A 24,927-nucleotide genomic window follows, 5' to 3' on the forward strand; every position below is an offset into this window, starting at 1 on the left:
CGCGCCGGAGCGGCCCACAATGGCGCGCGAATTCGTTCAGAATTCGCCGACCGGACCACCCAGCTCGCGATGGATGAAATCGAACAGTTCGGCGTCGCTGGCCCCGTCGAGCGTGTCGGTCACCGGCGCCTGCGGCGCCGCGGCGCGGTCGTCGCCCCAGCGGGCGACGAACGCCTGCATCTGCACCAGCAGCTTCTGCTTCGTCAGCGGGTCGGGCGTGCCGGCGGCGAAGAGACCGTCCACCTTCTCCAACTCGGCGAGCAGGCCGGTGGTGGCGGCGACGCCGTCGGGCGCCAGCAGCGTCCGCAGGTGCCGGGCGAGCGCCAGCGGCGTCGGGTAGTCGAAGACCACGCTGCCCGGCAGCGTGGCCCCGGTGGCGACGCGGAGCCGGTTGCGCAGCTCGACCGCGGTCATCGAGTCGAACCCGACGTCGCGGAACGCCCGGCCGGGGCCGAGGTCGGCGGCGTCCGGCAGGCCGAGCACCGCCGCTGCCGCCCCGGCGACCAGGTCGACCAGGATCGCGTCCCGCTCCGCGTCGCCGAGCGGGCGGAGCCGGTCGCGCAGCGCCGCCGCGGCCGCGTCGTCGGTGGGCTGCTCGGCGTGCAGGCCGCGCAGCGCCTCGACGGCCTCGGGCAGGTCGCCGAGGAGCGGCCGGTCCCGGACCGCGGCGACGGCCGGCACGAACCGGTCCCACCGCACGTCCGCGACGACGAGCCGGTCGCCGTCGAGGACCGCCTGGCGGAGCGCGGCGACGGCCAGTTCCGGGTCCATGCCGGGCAGGCCACCGCGGCCCAGGTGCGCCAGGTCGGTGTCGGTGAGGCCGTCCGCCCAGGGGCCGAACGCCACCGAGGTCACCGGCAGTCCGGCGCGCTGCCAACCGGCGGCGAGGACGTGCAGCAGCGCGTCGCCGGCCGCCTGCCCGTAGCGCCCGCCGGAGCCCCACACGCCGGAGGTGGACGAGCAGACCACCAACGCGCCGAGCGCGCGCTGCTCCACCTCGTCGGCGTAGCGGGGCAGCTCACCGACGGTGGCGGTCAGGTCGGCGGCGAGGTCGGCCAGGGTGAGCGCGGCCAGCGGCACGGTGCCGGTGTCGGCCGGTACGTGCACCAGCCCGGTCACCGGCCGCCCGTCGGCGGCGAGCTGCGCCATCCGGTCGGCCAGCTTGCCGCCGGCCGTGTCGTCGAGCGGCACCACGGACGCGCCCGCCCGGTCGAGCCAGGCGGTGGTGTGCCGGGCGACGGGTCCGGCGCCGCCGGTGAGCAGCACGCTGCCCTGCGGGGTCCAGCCGCCGCCCGTACCCCCGCCCGGGCCGGCGGCCCGGACCAGCCGGCGGACGAGCGGGCCGGACGCGCGTACCGCGATCTGGTCCTCCCCCTCCCGGTTGGTCAGCGCGGCGAGCAGCCCGGCGGCGGCCTCGGGGGTCACCGTGCCGGGCAGGTCCACGAGCCCGCCGACGTGCCGGGGGTGTTCCAGCGCGGCGGCCAGCCCGAGGCCCCAGGTGGTGGCCTGCCACGGCCGGGTGGCGGGTTCGTCGTCGGTCGCGGCGGCGCCGGCGGTGGCGAGCCACAACGGCGTGCCGTCGTCGCGGCCGGCGTGTGCCTGGAGCAGCAGCAGGTTGGCCGCGAGGCCGGCCGGCAGGGCGTCCTGCGCGGGGTGCGGGGCCTCGTCCAGCGCCAGCAGCGACAGCAGCGCGGTGGGCCGGTGGTCGGCCTCGGCCCGGGTCAGGGCGTCCGCGAGGCCGTCCCGGTCCGCGGTGGCCGGGTCGACGGTGAGCAGCCGTACGTCGGCGCCGCCGGCCCGCAGCGCGTCGGCGACCGTGTCGGCGGTCTCGCGGGGCGGCGCGACCAGCAGCCAGCGGCCCGGTTCGCCGCCGGTCAGCGGGCGCCGGCGCCAGGTGACCCGGTAGCGCCATCCGGCCAGCACGCCGTCCTGGCGCCGCCGCCGTCGCCACGCGTCGAGCTGGGGCAGCACGTCGCGCAGCGGCTGCCCGCCGTCGATGCCGAGCCGGTCGAGGTCGCCGTCGCCGACGGCTCGCCAGAACTCGCCGTCGTCGGCCGCCGCGCTGCCGACCGGGGTGGTCAGGGTGGGCCAGTACCGCTGGGGCCGGAACGCGTAGGTGGGCAGTTCGGGGAGGTCCCGCGCGGCGGGGCGGGGGCCGGCCAGCGGCGTCAGCAGCGCCGGCCAGTGCGGGTCACGCCCGGCCGCGTAGCCGGTGGCGACGGCGGCGAGCAGGCTGGTGACCTCCGGTACGCCGGCGCGCAGCGCGGCCACCGCGACGGTGTCGTCGGGCAGCAGGTCGGCGTGCATCGGGGTCAGCACCGCGGCCGGCCCGAGTTCCAGGTACGTGTCCACGCCGGTGTCGCGCAGCGCGGCGATCCCGTCGGCGTACCGGACCGCCTCGCGGACGTGCCGCACCCAGTAGTCGGGGCTGCGCAGGTCGTCTCCGTCGGCGAGCGCGCCGGTCAGGTTGGACACCACCGGCAGCAGCGGCGCGGCGAAGCTCAACCCGTCGAGCACGGTCCGGAACTCGGCGAGCATCGGCGCCATCAGCGGGCTGTGGAACGCGTGCGACACGGTCAGCCGGCGGGTACGGACGCCCCGGTCCCGCCAGGTGCGCCCGATCTCGTCCAGCGCGTCGAGCGGGCCGGACACCACCACCGACGACGGGCCGTTGACCGCCGCGATCCCGACCGCCGGGTGCCCGGCGATCGACGCGGCCACCTCGGTCTCCGGCGCGGCCACCGCCAGCATCCCGCCGCCGGTCGGCAGCGCCTGCATCAGCCGACCGCGCGCGGCCACCAGCGTGGCCGCGTCGGCCAGTGACAGCACACCCGCCACGTGGGCGGCGACGATCTCGCCGATCGAGTGTCCGCCGACGACGTCCGGCACGATCCCGAACGACTCGACGAGGCGGAACAACGCCACCTCGACGGCGAACAGGCCGGCCTGGGTGAACTGCGTCTCGTCCAGCAGGTCACCGTCGCCGAACAGCACCGGCTTCAGCGGCTGCGGCAGCAGCGGGTCGAGCTGCGCGCACACCTCGTCCAGTGCGGCGGCGAAGACCGGGTACGCGTCGGACAGCTCCCGGCCCGTGCCGGCGCGCTGCGCGCCCTGCCCGGAGAAGAGGATCGCGGTCCGGCCGGTCCGCGCGGGCGCGGCCGGGACGAGCGCCGGGTGGGCGTCGCCGGCGGCGAGCGCGCGCAGCGCGGCCAGCCGGGTCGCCGGGTCGGCGGCGACCACCACGGCCCGGTGGGCCAGGTGCGCCCGGCCGTCCACCAGCGCCCAGGCGACCGCGCCGGGGTCGACGGCGGCCGGATCGACGGCGGCCGGATCGACGGCCGGCGGGTCGGTGAGCCGCCGGGCCAGGCGGTCGGCCTGGTCCCGCAGGCCGGCCGCAGTCGCGGCGCTGACCGGCCAGGGCAGCGCCACGTCGGGGCGCGGCCCGGCGGTCGGGTGCGCGTCGGCGGTCCGGCCCGGGTCGGTGCGCGGCGCGGCGGCGGGGTCCTCGGTCGTCCGCCCCGGCCCGGTGTCGCCCGCGCCCGCCTGCACGACGGCGGGACGACCGACGGCCGGCGCCTCCTCCAGGATCACGTGGGCGTTGGTGCCGCTGATGCCGAACGACGAGACGCCGGCCCGGCGCGGCGCGTCGCCGGTCGCCCAGGGGCGGGCCTCGGTGAGCAGCGCCAGCGGGCCGGACGCCCAGTCCACGTGCGGGGTGGGCGCGTCGACGTGCAGGGTGGCCGGCAGCGTCGCGTGGCGCAGCGCCAGCACCATCTTGATCAGGCTGGCCGCGCCGGCGGCGGCCTGGGTGTGGCCCAGGTTCGACTTGACCGAGCCGAGCCAGAGCGGCCGGTCGGCCGGCCGGTCCGGCCCGTACGCGGCGGCGAGCGCCTGCGCCTCGATCGGGTCGCCGAGCGTGGTGCCGGTGCCGTGCGCCTCGATCGCGTCGACGTCGGCCGGGGTGAGGCCGGCGTTGGCCAGGGCGGCCCGGATGACGCGTTGCTGCGCCGGCCCGTTCGGCGCGGTCAGCCCGTTGGACGCGCCGTCCTGGTTGACCGCGCTGCCGCGCACCACGGCGAGGATCCGCCGGCCGTCACGTTCGGCGTCGGAGAGGCGTTGCAGCAGCAGCACGCCGACGCCCTCACCCCAGCCGGTGCCGTCCGCGGCGGCGGCGAACGCCTTGACCCGGCCGTCCTCGGCGAGCCCGCGTTGCCGGGAGAACTCCAGGAACGCGCCCGGGGTGGACATCACGGTCACGCCACCGGCCAGCGCCAGGTCGCACTCGCCGGAGCGCAGCGCCTGCGCGGCCAGGTGCAGCGCCACCAGCGACGACGAGCAGGCGGTGTCGACGGTGACGGCGGGCCCGTGCAGGCCGAACGCGTACGCCAGCCGGCCGGAGACCACCGACGCGCCGTTGCCGGTGGCCTGGTAGCCCTCGACCTCGGAGCGGGCGCCGAGCAGCAGCGTGGCGTAGTCCTGCCCGTTGGTGCCCATGAACACGCCGGTGGCGGAGCCGCGTACCCGCTGCGGGTCCATGCCGGCGTGCTCGAACGCCTCCCAGGTGGTGTGCAGCAGCAGCCGCTGCTGCGGGTCCATGGCGAGCGCCTCGCGCGGGTTGATGCCGAAGAACGCGGCGTCGAAGCCGGCCACGTCGGCGAGGAAGCCGCCGCTGCGGGTGTAGCTGGTGCCGACCCGTTCCGGGTCGCTGTCGAACAGGCCGTCGAGGTCCCAGCCCCGGTCGGTGGGCATCGGGGTGACCGCGTCCCCGCCGTCGGCGAGCAGCCGCCACAGCTCCCGCGGGGAGGACACCCCGCCGGGGAAGCGGCACGCCATCGAGACGATGGCGATCGGTTCGTCGGCGGCCGGCCGGGGGGCCGTCGTGGTCGCGGCGGGGACGTCCGCGCCGCCCACCATCTCGGTACGCAGGAAGCGCGCCAGCTCGGCCGCCGACGGGTGGTCGAAGACCACTGTCGAGGGCAGCGTGGCGCCGGTGGCCCGGCCCAACCGGTCGCGCAGTTGCACGGCGGCAAGCGAGTCGAAGCCGAGTTCGCGGAACGCCCGACCGGCGGGCACCTGGTCGGTGGAGGCGTGCCCGAGCACCGCCGCGGCCTCGGCGCGTACCAGGTCGAGCAGGAGCGTCTCCTGCCCGGCGGCCGGCAGCGCGGCCAGCCGGGCGCGGAGGCCGCCGTCGCCGGCTTCCGGCCGCTCCCGGTCGACGGCGACGGCCGGCGCGACCCGGTCGAAGAGGTGGCTCGGCCGCGCCGCGGTGTACGCGGCGACGAACCGCGACCAGTCCACGCCGGCGATCACCGGGGCCGGCTCGGCGGCGTTGACCCAGCGGCCCAGCGCGGCGACGGCGGCGGCCGGCGGCAGCGGGTCGAGGCCGCGCCGGCGCAGCCCGTCCGCGGTCTCCCCGGCGGCCATGCCGTCGGCGGCCCACGGCCCGTAGGCGAGCGCGGTGGCCGGCAGGCCGGCGGCGCGGCGGGCCGCGACCAGCGCGTCGAGCAGGGCGTTGCCGGCAGCGTAGCCGGCCTGCCCGCCGCCGCCCCACACGCCGGCCACGGAGGAGAACACCACGAACGCGTCCAGCTCGCGGTCCTGGCAGGCGGCGTCCAGGTGGAGCGCGCCGAGCGCCTTGCCGGACAGGGTGCCGGCCAGGTCGGTGGTGGTCAGGTCGGTCACGGCGGCGGGGTCGCCGGCGACGCCCGCGGTGTGCACCACGGCGGTCAGCTCCGGCAGGTCGTCCACCAGGTCGGTGACGGCGACCGGGTCGCTGACGTCGCAGGCGACCACCCGGACCGCGCCGAGCGTGGCGGGCAGGTCGGCGGCGCCGGGGGCGTCCGGGCCGCGCCGGGAGGCCAGCACCACCTCGTCGGCGCCGTTGGCCAGCAGCCACCGGGCCACGTGCCGGCCGAGCGCGCCGGTGCCGCCGGTGACCAGCACCGTGCCGCGCGGCTGCCAGCCGCCGCCGGCCGGGGGCGCCGCCGGGAGCAGACGCCGGGCGAGGATCCCGGTGCGGCGTACGGCGACCTGGTCGTGGCCGCCGTCGGCGAGCACCGCGACGAGGGCGGCGCGGGTGCTGCGGTCGGCGCGTCCGGGCAGGTCGATCAGGCCGCCCCACCGGTCGGGTCGCTCCAGCGCCACGACCCGGCCGAGGCCCCAGGCGGCCGCGGCGCGGACGTCGCCGCCACGGTCGCCGGGCGCCACCGGCAGCGCGGCGCGACTGAGCGCCCACACCCGGCCGGGCAGGTCGGTGTCGGTGAGCGCCTGGACGAGCGTGAGCAGCGCGGCCGTGCCGGCCGGGACGGCCGGCTGGTCGGGGGTCGGCCGGTCCTGGCGGGGCAGCACGCAGAGCACGCCGGTCCAGCCCTGCCCGCCGAGTCGCCGCAGCCGCTCGGCCAGGTCCCGCCGGTCGACGCCGGCCGGGACGGTGAGCGTGTCCACCTCGGCGCCGGCCGCGACGATCGTCCTGGCGACGCCCGCGTCGGCGCCGCCGCCGACGGTGGCGACGAGCCACCGGCCGGTCAGCCCGGCCGCGGCGGCGGGTCGCACCGGCTCCCACCCGATCCGGTACGCCGGTGCGGCGCCCCGGGTCCGCGCCCGGCGCCAGTCGGCCAGCACCGGCAGCGCGGCGCTGAGCGCGTCGGCGGCGGTGTCGTCGCCGAGGTGCGCGGCGAGCGCGGCCGGATCGCCGTGCTCCACGGCGGCCCAGAACTCCGCGTCCGGCCCGTCGACGCGGGCGGGCGCGTCGGGCCAGAACCGTTGGTGCTGGAACGCGTACGTGGGCAGGTCGACGCGGGTCGCGCCGACGCCGGCGAACCAGGGTGCCCAGTCGACGGGCACGCCGTGCACGTGCAGCTCGGCGAGCGCGTGCAGCAGCGCGCCGGTCTCGTCCCGGTCGTGGCGTTGGGCGGCGACCGCCGGTACGCCGTCGGCCTGGTCGCCGATCAGCGCGGTGAGCACGCTGCGCGGGCCGATCTCCAGGAACGTGTCCGCCCCGGCGTTCCGCAGCGCGGCCACCCCGTCGGCGAACCGCACCGCCTCGCGGACGTGCCGCACCCAGTAGTCGGCGGTGACGATCTCGTCCCCGGCGAGCGCGCCGGTCACGTTGGACACGATCGGCAGGCTCGGCGCGGCGAACGTCAACCCGTCGAGGACCGTGCGGAACTCGGCGAGCATCGGCTCCATCAGCGGACTGTGGAACGCGTGCGACACCGTCAACCGCCGAACCCGGACGCCACGGTCCCGCCACGCGCGGTCGATCGCGTCCAGCGCGTCGACCGGCCCGGACACCACCACCGAGGACGGCCCGTTGACCGCCGCGATCCCGAGGTCCGGGTAGCTCGCGTGGTCCGCGTCGCTCGCATGGTCCCCGGTGTTCGCGTGGTTCGCGTTCGTGATCGACGCGGCCACCTCGGACTCCGACGCCGCGACCGCCAGCATCCCGCCGCCGTCCGGCAGCGCCTGCATCAACCGGCCCCGCGCCGCCACCAGGGTGCACGCATCAGCCAGCGACAGCACACCCGCCACATGGGCAGCGGTGATCTCACCGACCGAATGCCCACCCACGAAGTCCGGGGCGACACCGAACGACTCCACCAGGCGGAACAACGCCACCTCGACCGCGAACAACCCCGCCTGCGTGAACTCCGTCCGATCCAACAGGTCACCGTCACCGAACAGCACCGGCTTCAACGGCCGCGACAGCAACGGATCGAGCTGCGCACACACCTCGTCCAGTGCGGACGCGAACACCGGAAACGCCTCGGACAACTCCCGACCCATGCCGACGCGCTGCGCACCCTGCCCGGAGAAGAGGATCGCGAGCCGGTCCCGTCGCTCCCGGCCGCCGGTGACCAGCGAGCCGGACGGTTCACCGGCGGCGAGCGCCCGCAGCGCGGCGAGCAGGCCGTCGCGGTCGGCGGCGGTCACCACGGCCCGCTGCTCCAATGCCGCCCGGGTGGCCGTGGAGGACCAGGCCACGTCGGCCGGGCGGACCGTCTCGTCGGCGGCCAGCCAGGCCGCCCACCGGTCGGCCTGCGCGGCGAGCGCCGCGTCGGTACGCGCCGACAGCAGCACCGGCACCGGTCGGCCGGTCGCATCCGGGTCCCCGGCGACCGCAGGCGCGGCGGCGGGCTGTTCGAGGATGACGTGGGCGTTGGTGCCGGAGATCCCGAACGACGACACCGCCGCCCGGCGGGGCCGGTCCACCACGGGCCACGGCGTCGCCTCGGTCGCCAGGCTCACCGCACCGGCCGACCAGTCGATGTGCGGGGACGGCTCGTCCACGTGCAGCGTCGGCGGCACGACGCCGTGGCGCATGGCGAGGACCATCTTGATGATCCCGGCGACCCCGGCGGCGGCCTGGGTGTGACCGATGTTCGACTTCACCGAGCCGAGCAGCAGCGGCGTGTCCCGGTCCTGCCCGTACGTGGCCAGCAACGCGGTCGCCTCGATCGGGTCACCCAGCGTGGTGCCGGTGCCGTGCGCCTCCACCGCGTCCACGTCGGCGGTGGTCAGCCGCGCGTTGGCCAGGGCCTGCCGGATGACCCGTTGCTGCGACGGCCCGTTCGGCGCGGTCAGGCCGTTCGACGCCCCGTCCTGGTTCACCGCCGTGCCCCGCACCACCGCCAGGATCCGCCGGCCCTCACGCCGCGCGTCGGCGAGTCGCTGCACCAGCAGCACGCCGGTGCCCTCACCCCAGCCGGTGCCGTCCGCGGCGGCCGCGAACGACTTGCACCGGCCGTCCGGGGACAGACCCCGCTGCCGGGAGAACTCGATGAACGTCCCCGGCGTCGCCATCACCGTCACACCACCGGCCAACGCCAGATCGCACTCCCCGGACCGCAACGCCTGCACCGCCAGGTGCAGCGCCACCAGCGACGACGAGCACGCGGTGTCCACCGTGACCGCCGGACCCTCCAGCCCGAACGAGTAGGCGACCCGGCCGGACAGCACGCTGCCCGACGTGCCCACGCCCACGTAGCCCTCCACCTCGGCCGGCAGTTCCACCAGCCGCGTGGCGTAGTCGTGGTACATGACGCCGGCGAACACGCCGGTCCGGGAGCCGCGCAGCCCGGCCGGGTCCACGCCCGCCGACTCGAACGCCTCCCACGACGTCTCCAGCAGCAGCCGCTGCTGCGGATCCATGGCGAGCGCCTCGCGCGGGCTGATGCCGAAGAAGCCGGGGTCGAAGTCGGCGGCGTCGTAGAGGAAGCCGCCCTGCGTCGCGTACGACGTGCCGCTGCGGTTCGGGTCCGGGTCGAACAGCGACCCGAGGTCCCAGCCCCGGTCGGCCGGGAACTCGGCGATGCCGTCGCCGCCGGCGGCCAGCAGCTCCCAGAGCTGCTCCGGGTTCTCCACCCCGCCCGGGTAGCGGCAGGCCATGCCGACGATCGCCACCGGCTCGTCCAGGCCGGTCGTGACGGCGGCCGGCGCGGCGGCCGGGTCCGGCCGGCTCCCGGCCAGCTCGGACCACACCTGCCCGGCGAGCGCGGCCGGCGTCGGGTAGTCGAACACCAGCGTGGACGGCAGCTTCAGCCCGGTGGCCGCGTTGACCCGGTTGCGCAGGTCCACCGCGGTCAGCGAGTCGAAGCCCAGCTCCTGGAACGCCCGGTCGGCCGGCACCGCGCCGGCACCGGCGTGGCCGAGCACCTGCGCGACCAGGCCGCGGACCAGCAGGTCCACCTCGGCGCGGGCCTCGTCGTCGGTGAGCCGGGCGAGCCGGCCGGCCCAGCCACCGGTCCCGGCGAGACGCCGGCCGGTGGGGCGGCCGACGAGCGCGGCCAGCATCGCCGGTACGGGTGCGCCGGTGGCCGCCGCGCGCAGCGCCGGCACGTCGATCACGGTGGGCACGAGCTGCGGCCGGCCGGTGGCGAGCGCGGCGTCGAACAGCTCCAGGCCGGTCTCCGCGCTCATCGGCGTCAGTCCGGCGCGCGCCGACCGCTGCCGCTCCTCCGCCGACAGCGACGCCGCCATCCCGGCGGTGTCCCACATGCCCCACGCCAACGACGTCACCGGCAGGCCCGTCGACCGGCGGTGCACCGCCAGCCCGTCCAGGAACGCGTTCCCCGCCGCGTACGCGGCCTGGCCGGGTGAACCGAGCACCCCGGCGATCGACGAGAACACCACGAACAGATCCAGATCGAGGTCCCGGGTGGCCTCGTGCAACCACCACGCGGCGGTCACCTTCGGCGCGAGCACGTTCGCCAACCGCTCCGCACTGATCGACGACACCACCCCGTCGTCCAGCACACCGGCGGTGTGCACCACCCCGGCCAACCGGCCTTCCACGCCTGTCACCAGGCCGACGACCTGATCCCGATCGGTCACGTCACACGCCACCACCGACACCGACGCACCCAACCCGGACAACCGCTCCACCAGCGCGTCCGCACCCGGCGCGGCCGGACCCCGCCGCGACACCAACACCAGCGACCGCACCCCGTACCCGGTCACCAGGTGCTCCGCCACCAACGCACCCAACGCCCCGGTGCCACCGGTCACCAGCACCGTCCCCGCACCGGCCGACACCGACGCGTCGCCCGTGGCGGCCCGACCACCGGCCACCGGCGCCGACCCGGCATCCGTCGTGGCCAGTTCGGATCCGGCGCCCGTCGTGGTCGACCCGGACCCGGCGTCCGCCGCGGCGGGCGCCGCGCGGACCAGGCGTGGCGTCAGCACCGCGTCACCCCGCACCGCCACCTGCCCACCGGTTGCCGCCAGGTCACCCACCACGCCCGCCAACACCGACAGCACACCGGCGTCCACGTCCCGGTCCAGATCGGCCACCACGATCCGCTCCGGATGCTCCGACTGCGCCGACCGCAACAACCCCCACACCGCCGCGCCCGGCAGATCGACGACCCGGTCCCCGTCCGCCACGGCCACCGCGCCCCGCGTCGTCACCACCAGCCGCGACTCGGCAAGCGACTCCGCCGCCAACCACGCCTGCACCACCGCCAACACGTCCGAGGCGGTCACCCGCACTGCGTCCGGCACGTCCACCCCGGACGGCGCGGCGACCGGCAGCACCAGCGTGTGCGGCACGTCCTCCCCCGCGTCGGCGGCGGCCGGCACGTCCGGGTACGACGGGAGCCCACCCACGGGCGCGCCGAGCACCGCCCAGCCGGCCAGGTCGTCCACCGGCGGCACCGGCTCCGGCTGCCAGGACACCTCGAACAGGGACCGGGCCGCCGCGCCCGGCGCGGTCAGGCCAGTCATCTCGCGCAGCACCAGGGTGTCCACCGACACGACCGGCGCACCCGCCTCGTCGGTGGCGGTCAGCCGGACCGCGTCGCCGGTGCGGTGCAGCCGGACCCGGAGCGTCGTGGCGCCGGCGGCGTGCACCTGCACGCCCTCGAACGCGAACGGCACCCGGGGACCACCGGTCGCGCCGTCGGGCAGCAGCCCGATCGGGTGCAACGCGGCGTCCAGCAGCGCCGGGTGGAGCGCGAACCGGGCCGCGTCGGCGGCCACGTCGTCCGGCAGGGCGATCTCGGCGTACGCCTCGCCGTCGCCGGTCCACGCGCGGCGCAGGCCCCGGAACGCCGGCCCGTACGTCAGGCCGTGCGCGGCGAGCGCGTCGTACCAGCCGGTCAGGTCGACCTCGGTCGCGCCGGCCGGCGGCCAGGCCCCGACGGCGGGTTCCTCGGCGGCGGGCGGTTCGAGGACGCCGTCGGCGTGCCGGGTCCAACCCGCCTCGGGGTCGTCGTCGGGGCGGGAGTGGACGGTGACGGCGCGGCGGGTGCCGGCGCCGTCGACGCGTACCTGGATGCGCAGGCGACCGGTGTCCGGCAGGACCAGCGGCGTGGCCACGGTGAGTTCGCGGAGCCGGGGTACGCCGGCCTCGTCGCCGGCCCGGACGGCGAGTTCGACGAGCGCCGCGCCGGGCAGCAGCGTGGCCCCGGCGACCGCGTGGTCGGCCAGCCAGGGGTGGGTGGCGAGGGAGATCTGGCCGGTGAGGACCACCTCGCCGTCGCCGGCCAGGTCGACGGTGGCGCCGAGCAGCGGGTGCGCGGCGTCGCTCAGCCCGGCCCCGGAGACGTCCCCACGGCGGCGGCCGGCCGCCGGCCAGTAGCGCCGGTGCTGGAACGCGTACGTGGGCAGGTCGACGCGGGTGGCGCCGGCGAACCACGGTGCCCAGTCGACGGGTACGCCGTGCACGTGCAGCTCCGCCAGCCCGGCGAGCAACGCCTCGGTCTCGTCCCGGTCCCGGCGCTGCACCGCCACCGCGACCACGGTCTCGTCGTCCGCCAGGATCTCCGCCGCCAACGCGGTCAGCACACTGCGCGGGCCGATCTCCAGGAACGTGTCCACCCCGGCGGCCCGCAGCGCGGTCACCCCGTCGGCGAACCGCACCGCCTCGCGCACGTGCCGCACCCAGTAGTCCGGGGTCCGCAGGTCGTCGTCCGACGCCGGCGCGCCGGTCACGTTCGACACCACCGGCAGCAGCGGCGCGGCGAAGCTCAACCCGTCGAGCACGGTCCGGAACTCGGCGAGCATCGGCTCCATCAGCGGACTGTGGAACGCGTGCGACACCGCCAACCGGCGGGTCCGCACGCCCCGCTCCCGCCACCCGCGGTCGCTCTCGTCCAGCGCGTCCAGGTCGCCGGAGACGACCGTCGACGTCGGGCCGTTGACCGCCGCGACGCCCAGCGTCGGGTGTCCGGCTAGCGACGCGGCCACCTCGGCCTCGGGGGCCGCGACCGCGAGCATCCCGCCGCCGGCGGGCAGCGCCTGCATCAACCGGCCCCGCGCCGCGACCAGAGTGCACGCGTCCGGCAGGGACAGCACGCCGGCCACGTGGGCGGCGGTGATCTCGCCGATCGAGTGCCCGCCCACATGGTCGGGGATGACGCCGAACGATTCGACCAGGCGGAACAGGGCCACCTCGACCGCGAACAGGCCCGCCTGGGTGAACTCCGTGCGGTCGAGCAGGTCGCCGTCGCCGAACAGCACCGGCTTCAGCGGCTGCGGCAGCAGCGGGTCGAGCTGCGCGCAGACCTCCTCCAGTGCGGCGGCGAAGACCGGAAACGCGTCGGCGAGGTCCCGGCCCATGCCGGCGCGCTGCGCGCCCTGCCCGGAGAACAGCACGGCGAGCGGGCCGCGCCGGGCCACGGCGCCGGTGACCACCGCACCGGACGGTTCGCCCGCCGCGAGGGCCCGCAGCGCGGCGAGCAGGTCGTCCCGGTCGGTGACGCCGAGCACGGCCCGTCGCTCCAGCGGTGTTCGCGTGGTGGCGGACGACCAGGCCACGTCGGCCGGGCGGACCGTCTCGTCGGCGGCCAGCCAGGCCGCCCACCGGTCGGCCTGCGCGGCGAGCGCGCCGTCGGTACGCGCGGACAGCAGCACCGGCGCCGGCCGGCTCGGCTGCCCGTCGCCGTCGACCGGCAGCATGGTCGACGGCGCGGCGGTGGCGTCGGTCGGTTGTTCGAGGATGACGTGGGCGTTGGTGCCGGAGATCCCGAACGACGACACCGCCGCCCGACGCGGCCGGTCCACCACCGGCCACGGCCGCGCCGACGTCGCCAGCTCCACCGCACCGGCCGACCAGTCGATGTGCGGCGACGGCTCGTCCACGTGCAACGTCGGCGGCACCACCCCGTGCCGCATGGCCAGGACCATCTTGATGATCCCGGCGACACCCGCGGCGGCCTGCGTGTGCCCCAGGTTCGACTTCACCGACCCGAGCAACAACGGCGTGGACCGACCCTGACCGTACGTCGCGAGCAGCGCCTGCGCCTCGATCGGGTCACCCAACGTGGTGCCCGTCCCGTGCGCCTCCACCGCGTCCACGTCGGCCGTGGTCAGACGCGCGTTCGCGAGAGCCTGCCGGATCACCCGCTGCTGCGACGGGCCGTTCGGCGCGGTCAACCCGTTCGACGCCCCGTCCTGGTTCACCGCCGTACCCCGCACCACCGCCAGGATCCGCCGGCCCGCACGCCGGGCGTCGGAGAGTCGCTGCACCAGCAGCACGCCGACGCCCTCGGACCAGCCGGTGCCGTCGGCGGACGCGGCGAACGACCGGCACCGGCCGTCCGGCGACAGGCCCCGCTGCCGGGAGAACTCGACGAACGTCCCCGGCGTCGCCATCACCGTCACGCCGCCGGCGAGCGCCAGGTCGCACTCGCCCGAGCGCAACGCCTGACCGGCGAGGTGCAGCGCGACGAGCGACGACGAGCAGGCGGTGTCCACCGTGACCGCCGGGCCCTCCAGCCCGAACGTGTACGCGACCCGGCCGGAGAGCACGCTGGCGGAGGTGCCGGTGCCGACGAAGCCCTCGGCGTCCGGCGGGAGGTCGGCCAGCCGGGAGGCGTAGTCGTGGTACATGACGCCGGCGAACACGCCGGTCCGGGAGCCGCGCAGCGCCACCGGGTCGACTCCGGCGGACTCGAAGCTCTCCCAGGACGCCTCCAGCAACAGCCGCTGCTGCGGGTCCATGGCGACCGCCTCGCGGGGCGAGATGCCGAAGAAGTCGGGGTCGAAGTCGGCGGCGCCGGCGAGGAAACCGCCGTGCCGGGCGTACGAGGTGCCGGCGTGGTCGGGGTCCGGGTGGTAGAGCGTGTCGAGGTCCCAGCCCCGGTCGGCGGGGAACTCGACGATGCCGTCCCGGCCGGCGGCCAGGAGCTGCCAGAGCTGCTCGGGGTCGTCGACGCCGCCGGGATAGCGGCAGGCCATGCCGACGATCGCGATCGGCTCGTCGGTGTCGACGGCCCGCACCGCCGCGCGGCGGGCGCTGATCCGGCCGGAGACCTGCTCGTAGAGGTGCTCGGCGAGCGCCGCCGGGCTGGGGTGGTCGAAGACCAGCGTGGACGGCAGCCGCAGCCCGGTGGCCGCGTTGACCCGGTTGCGCAGGTCCACCGCGGTCAGCGAGTCGAAGCCCAACTCGCGGAACGCCCGGTCGGCCGGCACCGCGCCGGCCCCGGCGTGGCCGAGCACCTGCGCGACCAGGCCCCGCACCAGCAGGTCCACCTCGGCGCGGGCGTCCTGCGGGTCGAGGCCGGCGAGCCGGTCGGCCCAGTCGCCGCCCGCGCCGGCCTGCCGCCGGGTGGCGGTCGGGCCGACCAGGGTCCGCAGCACCGCCGGCACCGGGCCGGCGCCGAGCGCGGACCGCAGCGCCGGTACGTCGAGGACGGCCGGCACGAGCACCGGGCGGCCCTCGGCGAGCGCCGCGTCGAACAGCTCCAGCCCGGTTTCCGCGCTCATCGGCGTCAGTCCGGCGCGCGCCGACCGCTGCCGCTCCGCCGCCGACAGCGACGCCGCCATCCCGGCGGTGTCCCACATGCCCCACGCCAGGCTGATGCCGGGCAGTCCGTCCTGCCGGCGCCGCGCCGCGAGCGCGTCCAGGAACGCGTTCCCCGCCGCATAGGCCGCCTGCCCCGGCGAGCCGAGCACTCCGGCGACCGACGAGAACACCACGAACAGATCCAGCTCACGATCCCGGGTCGCCTCGTGCAACCACCACGCCGCCGTGGCCTTCGGCGCCAACACCGCCGCCAGCCGCTCCGGGCTGATCGACGACACCACCCCGTCGTCCAACACGCCGGCGGTGTGCACCACCCCGGCCAACCGGCCCGGCACACCCGACACCAGGCCGGCGACCTGATCCCGATCGGTCACGTCACACGCCACCACCGACACCGACGCACCCAACCCGGACAACCGCTCCACGAACGCGTCCGCGCCCGGCGCGGCCGGACCCCGCCGCGACACCAACACCAGCGACCGCACCCCGTACCGGGTCACCAGGTGCTCCGCCACCAGCGCACCCAACGCCCCGGTGCCACCGGTCACCAGCACCGTCCCGGCACCGACCGCCCCACCGCTACCGCTACCGACACCGACACCGACACCGGCACCGGCACCGGCACCGGCACCGACACCGACACCGACACCATCCGGCACCGACGCGTCACCGGTGCCGGGCCGGCCAGCGGCCGTCGGCGCGGACCCGACGCCCGTCGTGGTGGGCGCGGCACGGACCAGGCGGGGCACGAACACCCGGCCGTCCCGCATCGCGAGCTGCGCACCGGTCGGGTCGGTGACCGCGTGCGCGAGCACGGCGAGCGTCCGGTCGTCCGGGTCCGCGTCGAGGTCGGCCAGCACGATCCGTCCGGGATGCTCGGACTGCGCCGAGCGCAGCAGGCCCCACACGGCGGCGCCGGCCAGGTCGGTCACCGGGTCGGCGTCGCCGACGGAGACCGCGCCCCGGGTCAGGACGACGAGCGGCGCGCCGGCGAGCGCGTCGGCCGCCAGCCAGGACCGCACGACGGTCAGCACGTCGGTGGTGACCGCGCGCACCGCGTCCGGGGTGGGCAGGTCGGCGGCGGGCACCGGCAGGACCAGCGCCGGCGGCGTCGGGTCCGCCTCGACCAGCGCCGCCACGCTCGGGTACGCCGGCAACCCGGCCGGCGCCGGCACGCCCGGTCGACTCGCCGACCCGCCCTCCGGCACCTCGCCGGGAACGGTGAGCACGGCCCAGCCGGCCGGCGCGTCGGTGGCGGGGACGTCCTCCGGCTGCCAGGTCAGCGCGTACAGGGACCGGGCCGCGACGCCCGGCACGACGTCGCCGGTCAGCTCCCGCAGCGCCAGCGTGTCGATGGAGACCACCGGGGCGCCGGCGGTGTCCACGGCCACCAGACGGGCGGTCGAGCCGGTACGGGTGAGCCGTACCCGCAGCACGCGGGCCCCGGTGGCGTGCACCTGGAGGCCCTCGACGGTGAACGGCACGCGCGGGCCGTCGCCGGTGAGCAGCAGCCCCACCGGGTGCAGCGCGGCGTCGAGCAGCGCCGGGTGGACGCCGAACCGGGACGCCTCGCCGGTCGCCTCGTCGGGCAGTACGACCTCGGCGTACGCCTCGCCGTCGCCGGTCCAGAGCCGGCGCAGGCCCCGGAACACCGGCCCGTACGCGAGGCCGTGCCCGGCCAGCGCCGGGTACCAGCCGTCCAGGTCCACCTCGGTGAGCCCGGCGGGCGGCCAGGCGTCGAGCGTCGGCTCGTCGGCGGTAGCGGGTTCCAGCATGCCGTCGGCGTGCGCGGTCCACCCGTCGTCACCGTCGGGCTGGGAGTGGACGGCCACCGGCCGGGCGCCGGTGTCGTCGGGGGCGCCGACGCGTACCTGCACCCGCACGCCGCCGGCGGCGGGCAGCAGCAGCGGCGCGGTGAGCGTGAGGTCGCGTACCCGGGGGGTGCCGACCTCGTCGCCGGCCCGGACGGCCAGCTCGGTGAGCGCGGTGCCGGGCACCAGGACGGCGCCGGCGACCACGTGGTCGGCGAGCCACGGGTGGGTGGCCGGCGACAGCCGGCCGGTGAGCAGCACCATGTCCGCGCCGGCCACGGTGACGGCGGCGCCGAGCAGCGGGTGGGCGGCGTCGCCGAGGCCGGCGCCGCTGACGTCGCCCGGGCGGGGGCGACCGGTGGGCAGCCAGTAGCGCTGGTGCCGGAAGGCGTACGTGGGCAGGTCGACCCGGGTCGCGCCGGCGCCGGCGAACCACTCCGGGAAGGAGACCGGCACGCCGTGCACGTGCAGGTCGGCCAGCGCGGCGAGCAGGGCGGCCGGCTCGTCGCGGTCCCGTCGTTGGACGGCGACCGCGAGCGCGTCGGGCAGGATGTCGCCGGTCAGCGCGGTGAGCACGCTCTGCGGGCCGACCTCCAGGAACGTGTCGGCGCCGGCGTCCCGAAGCGCGGTGATCCCGTCGGCGTAGCGGACCGCCTCGCGGACGTGCCGCACCCAGTAGTCGGCGCGGGTCAGCTCGGCCGGGTCGGCGAGCGTGCCGGTCAGGTTGGACACCACCGGCAGCAGCGGCGCGGAGAAGCTCAGCCGGTCGAGCACGGCCCGGAAGTCGGCGAGCATCGGCTCCGTCAGCGGGCTGTGGAACGCGTGCGACACGGTCAGCCGGCGGGTACGGACACCCCGGTCGCGCCAGGCGCGTTCGACCTCGTCCAGCGCGTCGAGCGGCCCGGACACCACCACCGAGGACGGCCCGTTCACGGCGGCGACGCCCAGCTCGGGGTGACCGGCGACGGACGCCGTCACGTCGGCCTCGGCGGCGGCCACCGCCAGCATCCCGCCGCCGGCCGGCAGCGCCTGCATGAGCCGGCCGCGCGCGGCGACCAGCGCGGCGGCGTCGGGCAGGGTCAGCACCCCGGCCACGTACGCGGCGGTGATCTCACCGATCGAGTGGCCGCCGACCAGGTCCGGGGTGACGCCGAACGACTCGACCAGGCGGAACAGGGCCACCTCGACGGCGAACAGGCCGGCCTGGGTGAACTGCGTCCGGTCGAGCAGGTCGCCGTCGCCGAACAGCACCGGCCTCAGCGGCTGCGGCAGCAGAGGGTCGAGCTGCGCGCACACCTCGTCCAGCGCGGCGGCGAACACACCGAACGCCTCGGACAGCTCCCGGCCCATGCCGGCGCGCTGCGCGCCCTGCCCGGAGAAGAGGATCGCGAGCCGGCCACGGGTGGCCGCCGTACCGGTGTGGACGTTCCCGGCCGGGGTGCCGGCGGCGAGTGCGCGCAGCCCGGCGAGCAGGTCGTCGCGGCCGGTGGCGACGACGACGGCGCGGTGGTCCAGGACGGCGCGGCCGGCGGCCGACGACCAACCGACGTCGACCGGCCGGGCGGCGGGGTCGGCGGCCAGCCGGCGGGCCCAGCGGTCGGCCTGCGCGGCGAGCGCCTCCGGGTCACGGGCGGAGAGCAGCACCGGCGCGGGTCGGCGCGGCGGCTCGGCGGTGACGGGGGCCGGCTCGGCGGGCGGCGCCTCGATGATGACGTGGGCGTTGGTGCCGCTCACCCCGAACGACGAGACGGCGGCGCGGCGGGGCCGGTGCGACCGGGGCCAGGGCCGGGCCTCGGTGAGCAGGGAGACGTTGCCGGCGTCCCAGTCGATGTGCGGGGACGGCGCGTCGACGTGCAGCGTGCGGGGCAGCACGCCGTGCCGCATCGCCAGGATCATCTTGATGATGCCGGCGGCGCCGGCGGCGGCCTGGGTGTGGCCCAGGTTCGACTTGACCGAGCCGAGCCAGAGCGGTTCGCCGGCCCGGTCCTGCCCGTAGGTGGCGAGCAGCGCCTGCGCCTCGATCGGGTCGCCGAGCGTGGTGCCGGTGCCGTGCGCCTCCACCGCGTCCACGTCGGCGGTGGTCAGCCGCGCGTTCGCCAGGGCCTGCCGGATGACGCGCTGCTGGGAGGGGCCGTTCGGCGCGGTGAGGCCGTTGGACGCGCCGTCCTGGTTGACGGCGGTGCCGGCGACCACGGCGAGGATGCGCCGCCCGTCGCGGCGGGCGTCGGAGAGGCGTTGCACCAGCAGCACGCCGACGCCCTCGGACCAGCCGGTGCCGTCGGCCGACGCGGCGAACGACTTGCACCGCCCGTCGGCGGCGAGGCCGCGCTGGCGGGAGAACTCGATGAACGTGCCCGGGTTGGCCATCACGGTCACACCGCCGGCCAGCGCCAGGTCGCACTCGCCGGAGCGCAGCGCCTGCACGGCCAGGTGCAGCGCGACCAGCGACGACGAGCAGGCGGTGTCCACGGTGACCGCCGGGCCCTCCAGCCCGAACGTGTACGCGACCCGCCCGGACACCACACTGCCGGAGTTGCCGGTGCCGAGGTAGCCCTCCACGCCCTCCGGCAGCGCCCCCACCCCGGCGGCGTAGTCGTGGTACATCAGGCCGGCGAAGACGCCGGTGCGGGAGCCGCGCAGCCGGGCCGGGTCGAGCCCGGCGGACTCGAACGTCTCCCAGGACGCCTCCAGCAGCAGCCGCTGCTGCGGGTCCATGGCGAGGGCCTCGCGCGGGCTGATGCCGAAGAAGCCGTTGTCGAAGTCGGCGGCGCCGCCGAGGAAGCCGCCCTCCCGGGCGTACGAGGTGCCCGGGTGGTCGGGGTCGCTGTGGAACAGCGTGTCGAGGTCCCAGCCCCGGTCGGCGGGGAACGCCCCGATACCGTCGCCGTCGGCGGCCAGCAGCTCCCACAGCGCCTCGGGGCTGTCGACGCCGCCCGGATAGCGGCAGGCCATGCCGACGATCGCGATCGGCTCGTCCACGCCGGTGACCGCCGCCGCGTCGGCGCGGGTCGCGGCGGTGGCGCCGGTGAGCTGCTCGTGCACGTGCCCGGCGAGCGCGGCCGGCGTCGGGTAGTCGAACACCAGCGTGGACGCCAGCCGCAGCCCGGTGGCCGCGTTGACCCGGTTACGCAGGTCCACCGCGGTCAGCGAGTCGAAGCCCAGCTCCTGGAACGCCCGGTCCGCCGGCACCGCGTCCGCGCCGCCGTGGCCGAGCACCTGCGCGACCAGGCCGCGCACCAGCAGGTCCACCTCGGCGCGGGCCTCGTCGGCGGGCATCGCCGCGAGCCGGCCGGCCCAACCCTCGGCCGTCGCGCCGGCCTGCCGCCGGGCGGGCGCGCCGGCCAGGGCCCGCAGGATCGGCGGTACGCCGGCGGCGGCGCGCAGCGCCGGCAGGTCGAGCACGGCCGGGACGAGCGCGGCGGTGTCGCCGGCGACGGCGGCGTCGAAGAGCGCGACGCCGACCGCTGCGGTGATCACGCCGAGCCCGGCGCGGGCCACCCGGGAGCGGTCGGCGCCGTCGAGTCCGGCGGCCATCCCGTCGGTGTCCCACATGCCCCAGGCGAGCGCGTGCGCGGGCCGGCCCTGGGCGCGGCGGTGGACCGCGAGCGCGTCGAGGTAGGCGTTCGCGGCCGCGTAGGCGCCCTGGCCGGGGGAACCGAGCACGCCGGCGATCGACGAGTAGGTGACGAACAGGTCGAGATCGAGGCCGGCGGTGGCCTCGTGCAGGTGCCAGGCGGCGTCCACCTTGGGCGCGAGCACCCGGGCCAGCCGATCGGCGTCGGTGCCGGTGATCACGGCGTCGTCGAGCACGCCGGCGGTGTGCACGATCCCGGCGAGCCGGCCGGCGGCGGTGAGGTCGGCGACCAGCCGGTCGACCGCGTCGCGGTCGGTGACGTCGCAGGCCAGCACCCGCACGTGGGCGCCGAGCGCGGTCAGCTCGCCGGCCAGCTCGTCGGCGCCGTCGGCGTCGGGTCCGCGCCGGGAGGCCAGGGCCAGCGAGTCCACGCCCCGGTCGGTGACCAGGTGCCGGGCGAGCATCGCGCCGAGCGCGCCGGTGCCGCCGGTGACCAGGACGGTGCCGCCGCGGGTGGCCGGGGTGGTCGCGGGCGGGGTGTCGGCGCGTACCAGCCGGGGGGTGTGGGTGGTGTCGCCGCGGACCGCGAGCTGCGCCGCGGCCGGGTCGCCGGCGGCGGCCGCGAGCAGCGCCAGCACGTCGGCGTCGAGGTCCCGGTCGAGGTCGGCCAGGACGATCCGGCCGGGGTGCTCGGACTGGGCGGAGCGGACCAGGCCCCAGACGGCGGCGCCGGCCAGGTCGGTGGCCGGGTCGTCGGGCGCGGCGGGCATAGCGTCGCGGGTGACCACGACGAGCCGCGCGTCGGCGGTCGCGCCGGCGGTCAGCCAGTCGCGCAGGGTGGTGAGCACGCCGGTGGTGGCGGCCCGGACCGCGTCCGGCGTCGGCCCGGCCGGCGGCACCGGCAGCAGCACCAGCGGGGGTACGCCGCCGGCGGCCACCAGCGCGGCCACGTCCGGGTGGGCGGCGGCGTCGGGCAGGGCGGGCGGCGTCGCGCCGAGCACCGCCGTGACGGGCGGCCGGACCGGGGTGAGCGGTTCGGCCGGCCAGGCGACCCGGAACAGCGACCGGGCGGCGCGGGTGGGGGCCGGCGGCGTGACGCCGGTCAGCTCGCGCAGCACCAGCGCGTCGACGGTGACGACGGGCCGGTCGGTGTGGTCGACGGCGAGCAGCCGCACCGCCGTGCCGGCCCGGGTGAGCCGGACCCGCAGCGTGTCCGCGCCGACGGCGTGCACCTGGACGCCGGTGAACGCGAACGGCGCCTTCGGGCCGGTGGTGCCGTCGCCGGGCAGCAGTGCGGTGGGGTGCAGCGCGGCGTCGAGCAGCGCGGGGTGCACGCCGAACCCGCCGGCCGGATCGGTGCCGGCGGGCGGCAGGGTCACCTCGGCGTAGACGGTGTCGTCGCCTGTCGTCCAGGCCCGTCGCAGCCCCTGGAACGCCGGCCCGTACGTCATGCCGTGGCCGGCGAGCGCGTCGTACCAGCCGGTGAGGTCGGTTTCGGTGGCGTGCGGCGGGGGCCACGCGCCGAGGCCGGTCTCGTCGGCGGGGTCGGCGGCGGTGAGCAGGCCCTCGGCGTGGCGGACCCAGTCGCCGTCGGGGTCGTCGTCGGGCTGGGAGTGCACCGCGACGGTGCGCCAGCCGGTGTGGTCGCGGGGGCCGACCCGGACCTGCACGCGCACCGCGCCCCGGGCGGGGAGCACCAGCGGCGCGGCGACGGTCAGCTCGCGGACCCGGCAGGGGCCGAACTCCTCGCCGGCGCGCAGCACGAGTTCCACCAGCGCGGTGCCGGGGACGAGGACCGCGCCGGCGACCTGGTGGTCGGCGAGCCACGGCTGGGTGGACAGGGACAGCCGTCCGGTGAGCACGGCGGCGTCCTCGCCGGCCAGCCGGACGGCGGCGGTGAGCAGCGGGTGGCCGGCGGCGCCGAGGCCGGCGCGGCTGACGTCGGCGGCGGGTCCGGCCGGGCGCAGCCAGTAGCGGTCACCGCCGAACGCGTAGGTGGGCAGGTCGGTCACGGTGGCGGGGACGCCGCCGAACAGCGGGGTCCAGTCGACGTGCGCGCCGCCGGCGAAGAGTTCCGCCAGCGCGGTGAGCAGCGCGCGGGGCTCGGTCCGGTCGGCGCGCTGGGTGGCGACGGCGAGCGCGGCCGGGTCGTCGGTGGTGTCGCGGATCAGCGCGGTGAGCACGCCGCGCGGGCCGATCTCCAGGAACGTGTCCACCCCGGCGGCCCGCAGCGCGGTCACCCCGTCGGCGAACCGCACCGCCTCGCGCACATGCCGCACCCAGTAGTCCGGGGTCCGCAGGTCGTCGCCCGCCGCCAGCGCCCCGGTCACGTTCGACACCACCGGCAGCAGCGGCGCGGCGAAGCTCAACCCGTCGAGCACGGTCCGGAACTCGGCGAGCATCGGCTCCATCAGCGGACTGTGGAACGCGTGCGACACCGTCAACCGGCGGGTCCGCACGCCGCGTTCCCGCCAGGTCCGCTCGACCTCGTCAAGCGTCTGCACCGGGCCGGACACCACCACCGACGACGGGCCGTTGACCGCCGCGATCCCGACCTCCGGGTGTCCGGCGATCGACGCGGCCACCTCGGCCTCGGGTGCCGCGACCGCGAGCATTCCGCCGCCGGCCGGCAGCGCCTGCATCAACCGTCCCCGCGCCGCCACCAACGTGCACGCGTCCGGCAGCGACAGCACCCCGGCCACGTACGCGGCGGTGACCTCACCGATCGAGTGCCCGCCCACGAAGTCCGGGGTGACCCCGAACGACTCCACCAGGCGGAACAGGGCCACCTCGACCGCGAACAGGCCGGCCTGGGTGAACTGCGTCTCGTCCAGCAGGTCGCCGTCGCCGAACAGCACCGGCTTCAGCGGCTGCGGCAACAGCGGATCGAGCTGCGCGCACACCTCGTCCAGCGCGGCGGCGAACGCACCGAACGCCTCGGACAGCTCCCGACCCATGCCGGCGCGCTGCGCGCCCTGCCCGGAGAACAGCAGCGCGACCGGGCCCCGGTCGGTGGCGCGGCCGGTGACCAGGTTCTCGGCGGGCGCGCCGGCGGCGAGCGCGCGCAGCCCGGCGACCAGTTCGTCGGGGTCGGCGGCGAGCAGCACCGCCCGGTGCTCCAGCGCGGTCCGCGCGGTCAGCGACGTGCGGGCGGCGTCGCGCAGGTCGGGCCGCTCCGGCGCGGCGAACGCGTCGGCCCAGCGGGCCGCCTGCCGGGCCAGCCCGCCGTCGCCGCGCGCGGACACCAGCACCGGCACCAGCGGCGGCGCGGGAGCCTCGGTCGCCTCGGGTTCGGTGGCCGGCGGCTGCTCGATGACGATGTGGGCGTTGGTGCCGCTGACGCCGAACGAGGAGACCGCCGCCCGGCGGGGCCGGTCCACCGCCGGCCACGGCCGGGCCTCGGTGAGCAGTTCCACCGCGCCGGCCGACCAGTCGACGTGCGGGGTCGGCGCGTCCACGTGCAGCGTGCGGGGCAGCACGCCGTGCCGCATCGCCTGCACCATCTTGATCACCCCGGCGACGCCGGCGGCGGCCTGGCTGTGCCCGATGTTCGACTTGATCGAGCCCAGCCACAGCGGCTCGCCGGCCCGTTCCTGCCCGTACGTGGCCAGCAGCGCCTGCGCCTCGATCGGGTCGCCGAGCGTGGTGGCGGTGCCGTGCGCCTCCACCGCGTCCACGTCGGCCGGGGTGAGCCCGGCGGCGGTCAGCGCGGCCCGGATGACGCGCTGCTGGGACGGTCCGTTCGGGGCGGTGAGGCCGTTGGACGCGCCGTCCTGGTTGACCGCGGAGCCGCGGACCACGGCGAGCACCCGGTGGCCGTTGCGGCGGGCGTCGGACAGCCGCTCCACCACCAGCACGCCGACGCCCTCGGACCAGCCGGTGCCGTCGGCGGACGCGGCGAAGGACCGGCACCGGCCGTCGGCGGCGAGGCCGCCCTGGCGGGTGAACTCGACGAACGCGCCCGGGGTGACCAGCACGTTCACGCCGCCGGCGAGCGCCAGGTCGCACTCGCCGGCGCGCAGCGACTGCACCGCCAGGTGCAGCGCGACCAGCGACGACGAGCAGGCGGTGTCCACGGTGACCGCCGGACCCTCCAACCCGAACGTGTAGGCGACCCGGCCGGAGATGACGCTGTGCGCGCCCCCGGTCAGCCGGTAGCCGTCCAGGTCGCGGGTCTCGTCGCCGGCGCCGTAGCCGGACGGGGACGCGCCGACGAACACGCCGGTGGAGGTGCCGTGCAGCGCGTCCGGGGCGAGCGCGGCCTGTTCGAACGCCGCCCAGGTGGCCTCCAGCAG

At 77.3% G+C, this 24,927-nt stretch carries 1 protein-coding gene (cut by a window edge); it reads right to left on the reverse strand.

All coding sequences use genetic code 11. The annotated features are described in order from the left end of the window. Window positions 1-36: 36 nt before the first annotated feature. On the reverse strand, window positions 37-24,927 hold the 3' portion of the coding sequence (locus H1D33_RS10560) for a type I polyketide synthase (protein WP_307755388.1). 4,983 nt of this gene lie beyond the right edge of the window; 24,891 of the gene's 29,874 nt are visible here — the last part of the coding sequence; its start codon lies beyond the right edge, outside the window; the stop codon is at window positions 37-39.

The organism is Micromonospora ferruginea (assembly GCF_013694245.2).
Classification (GTDB): Bacteria; Actinomycetota; Actinomycetes; order Mycobacteriales; family Micromonosporaceae; genus Micromonospora; species Micromonospora robiginosa.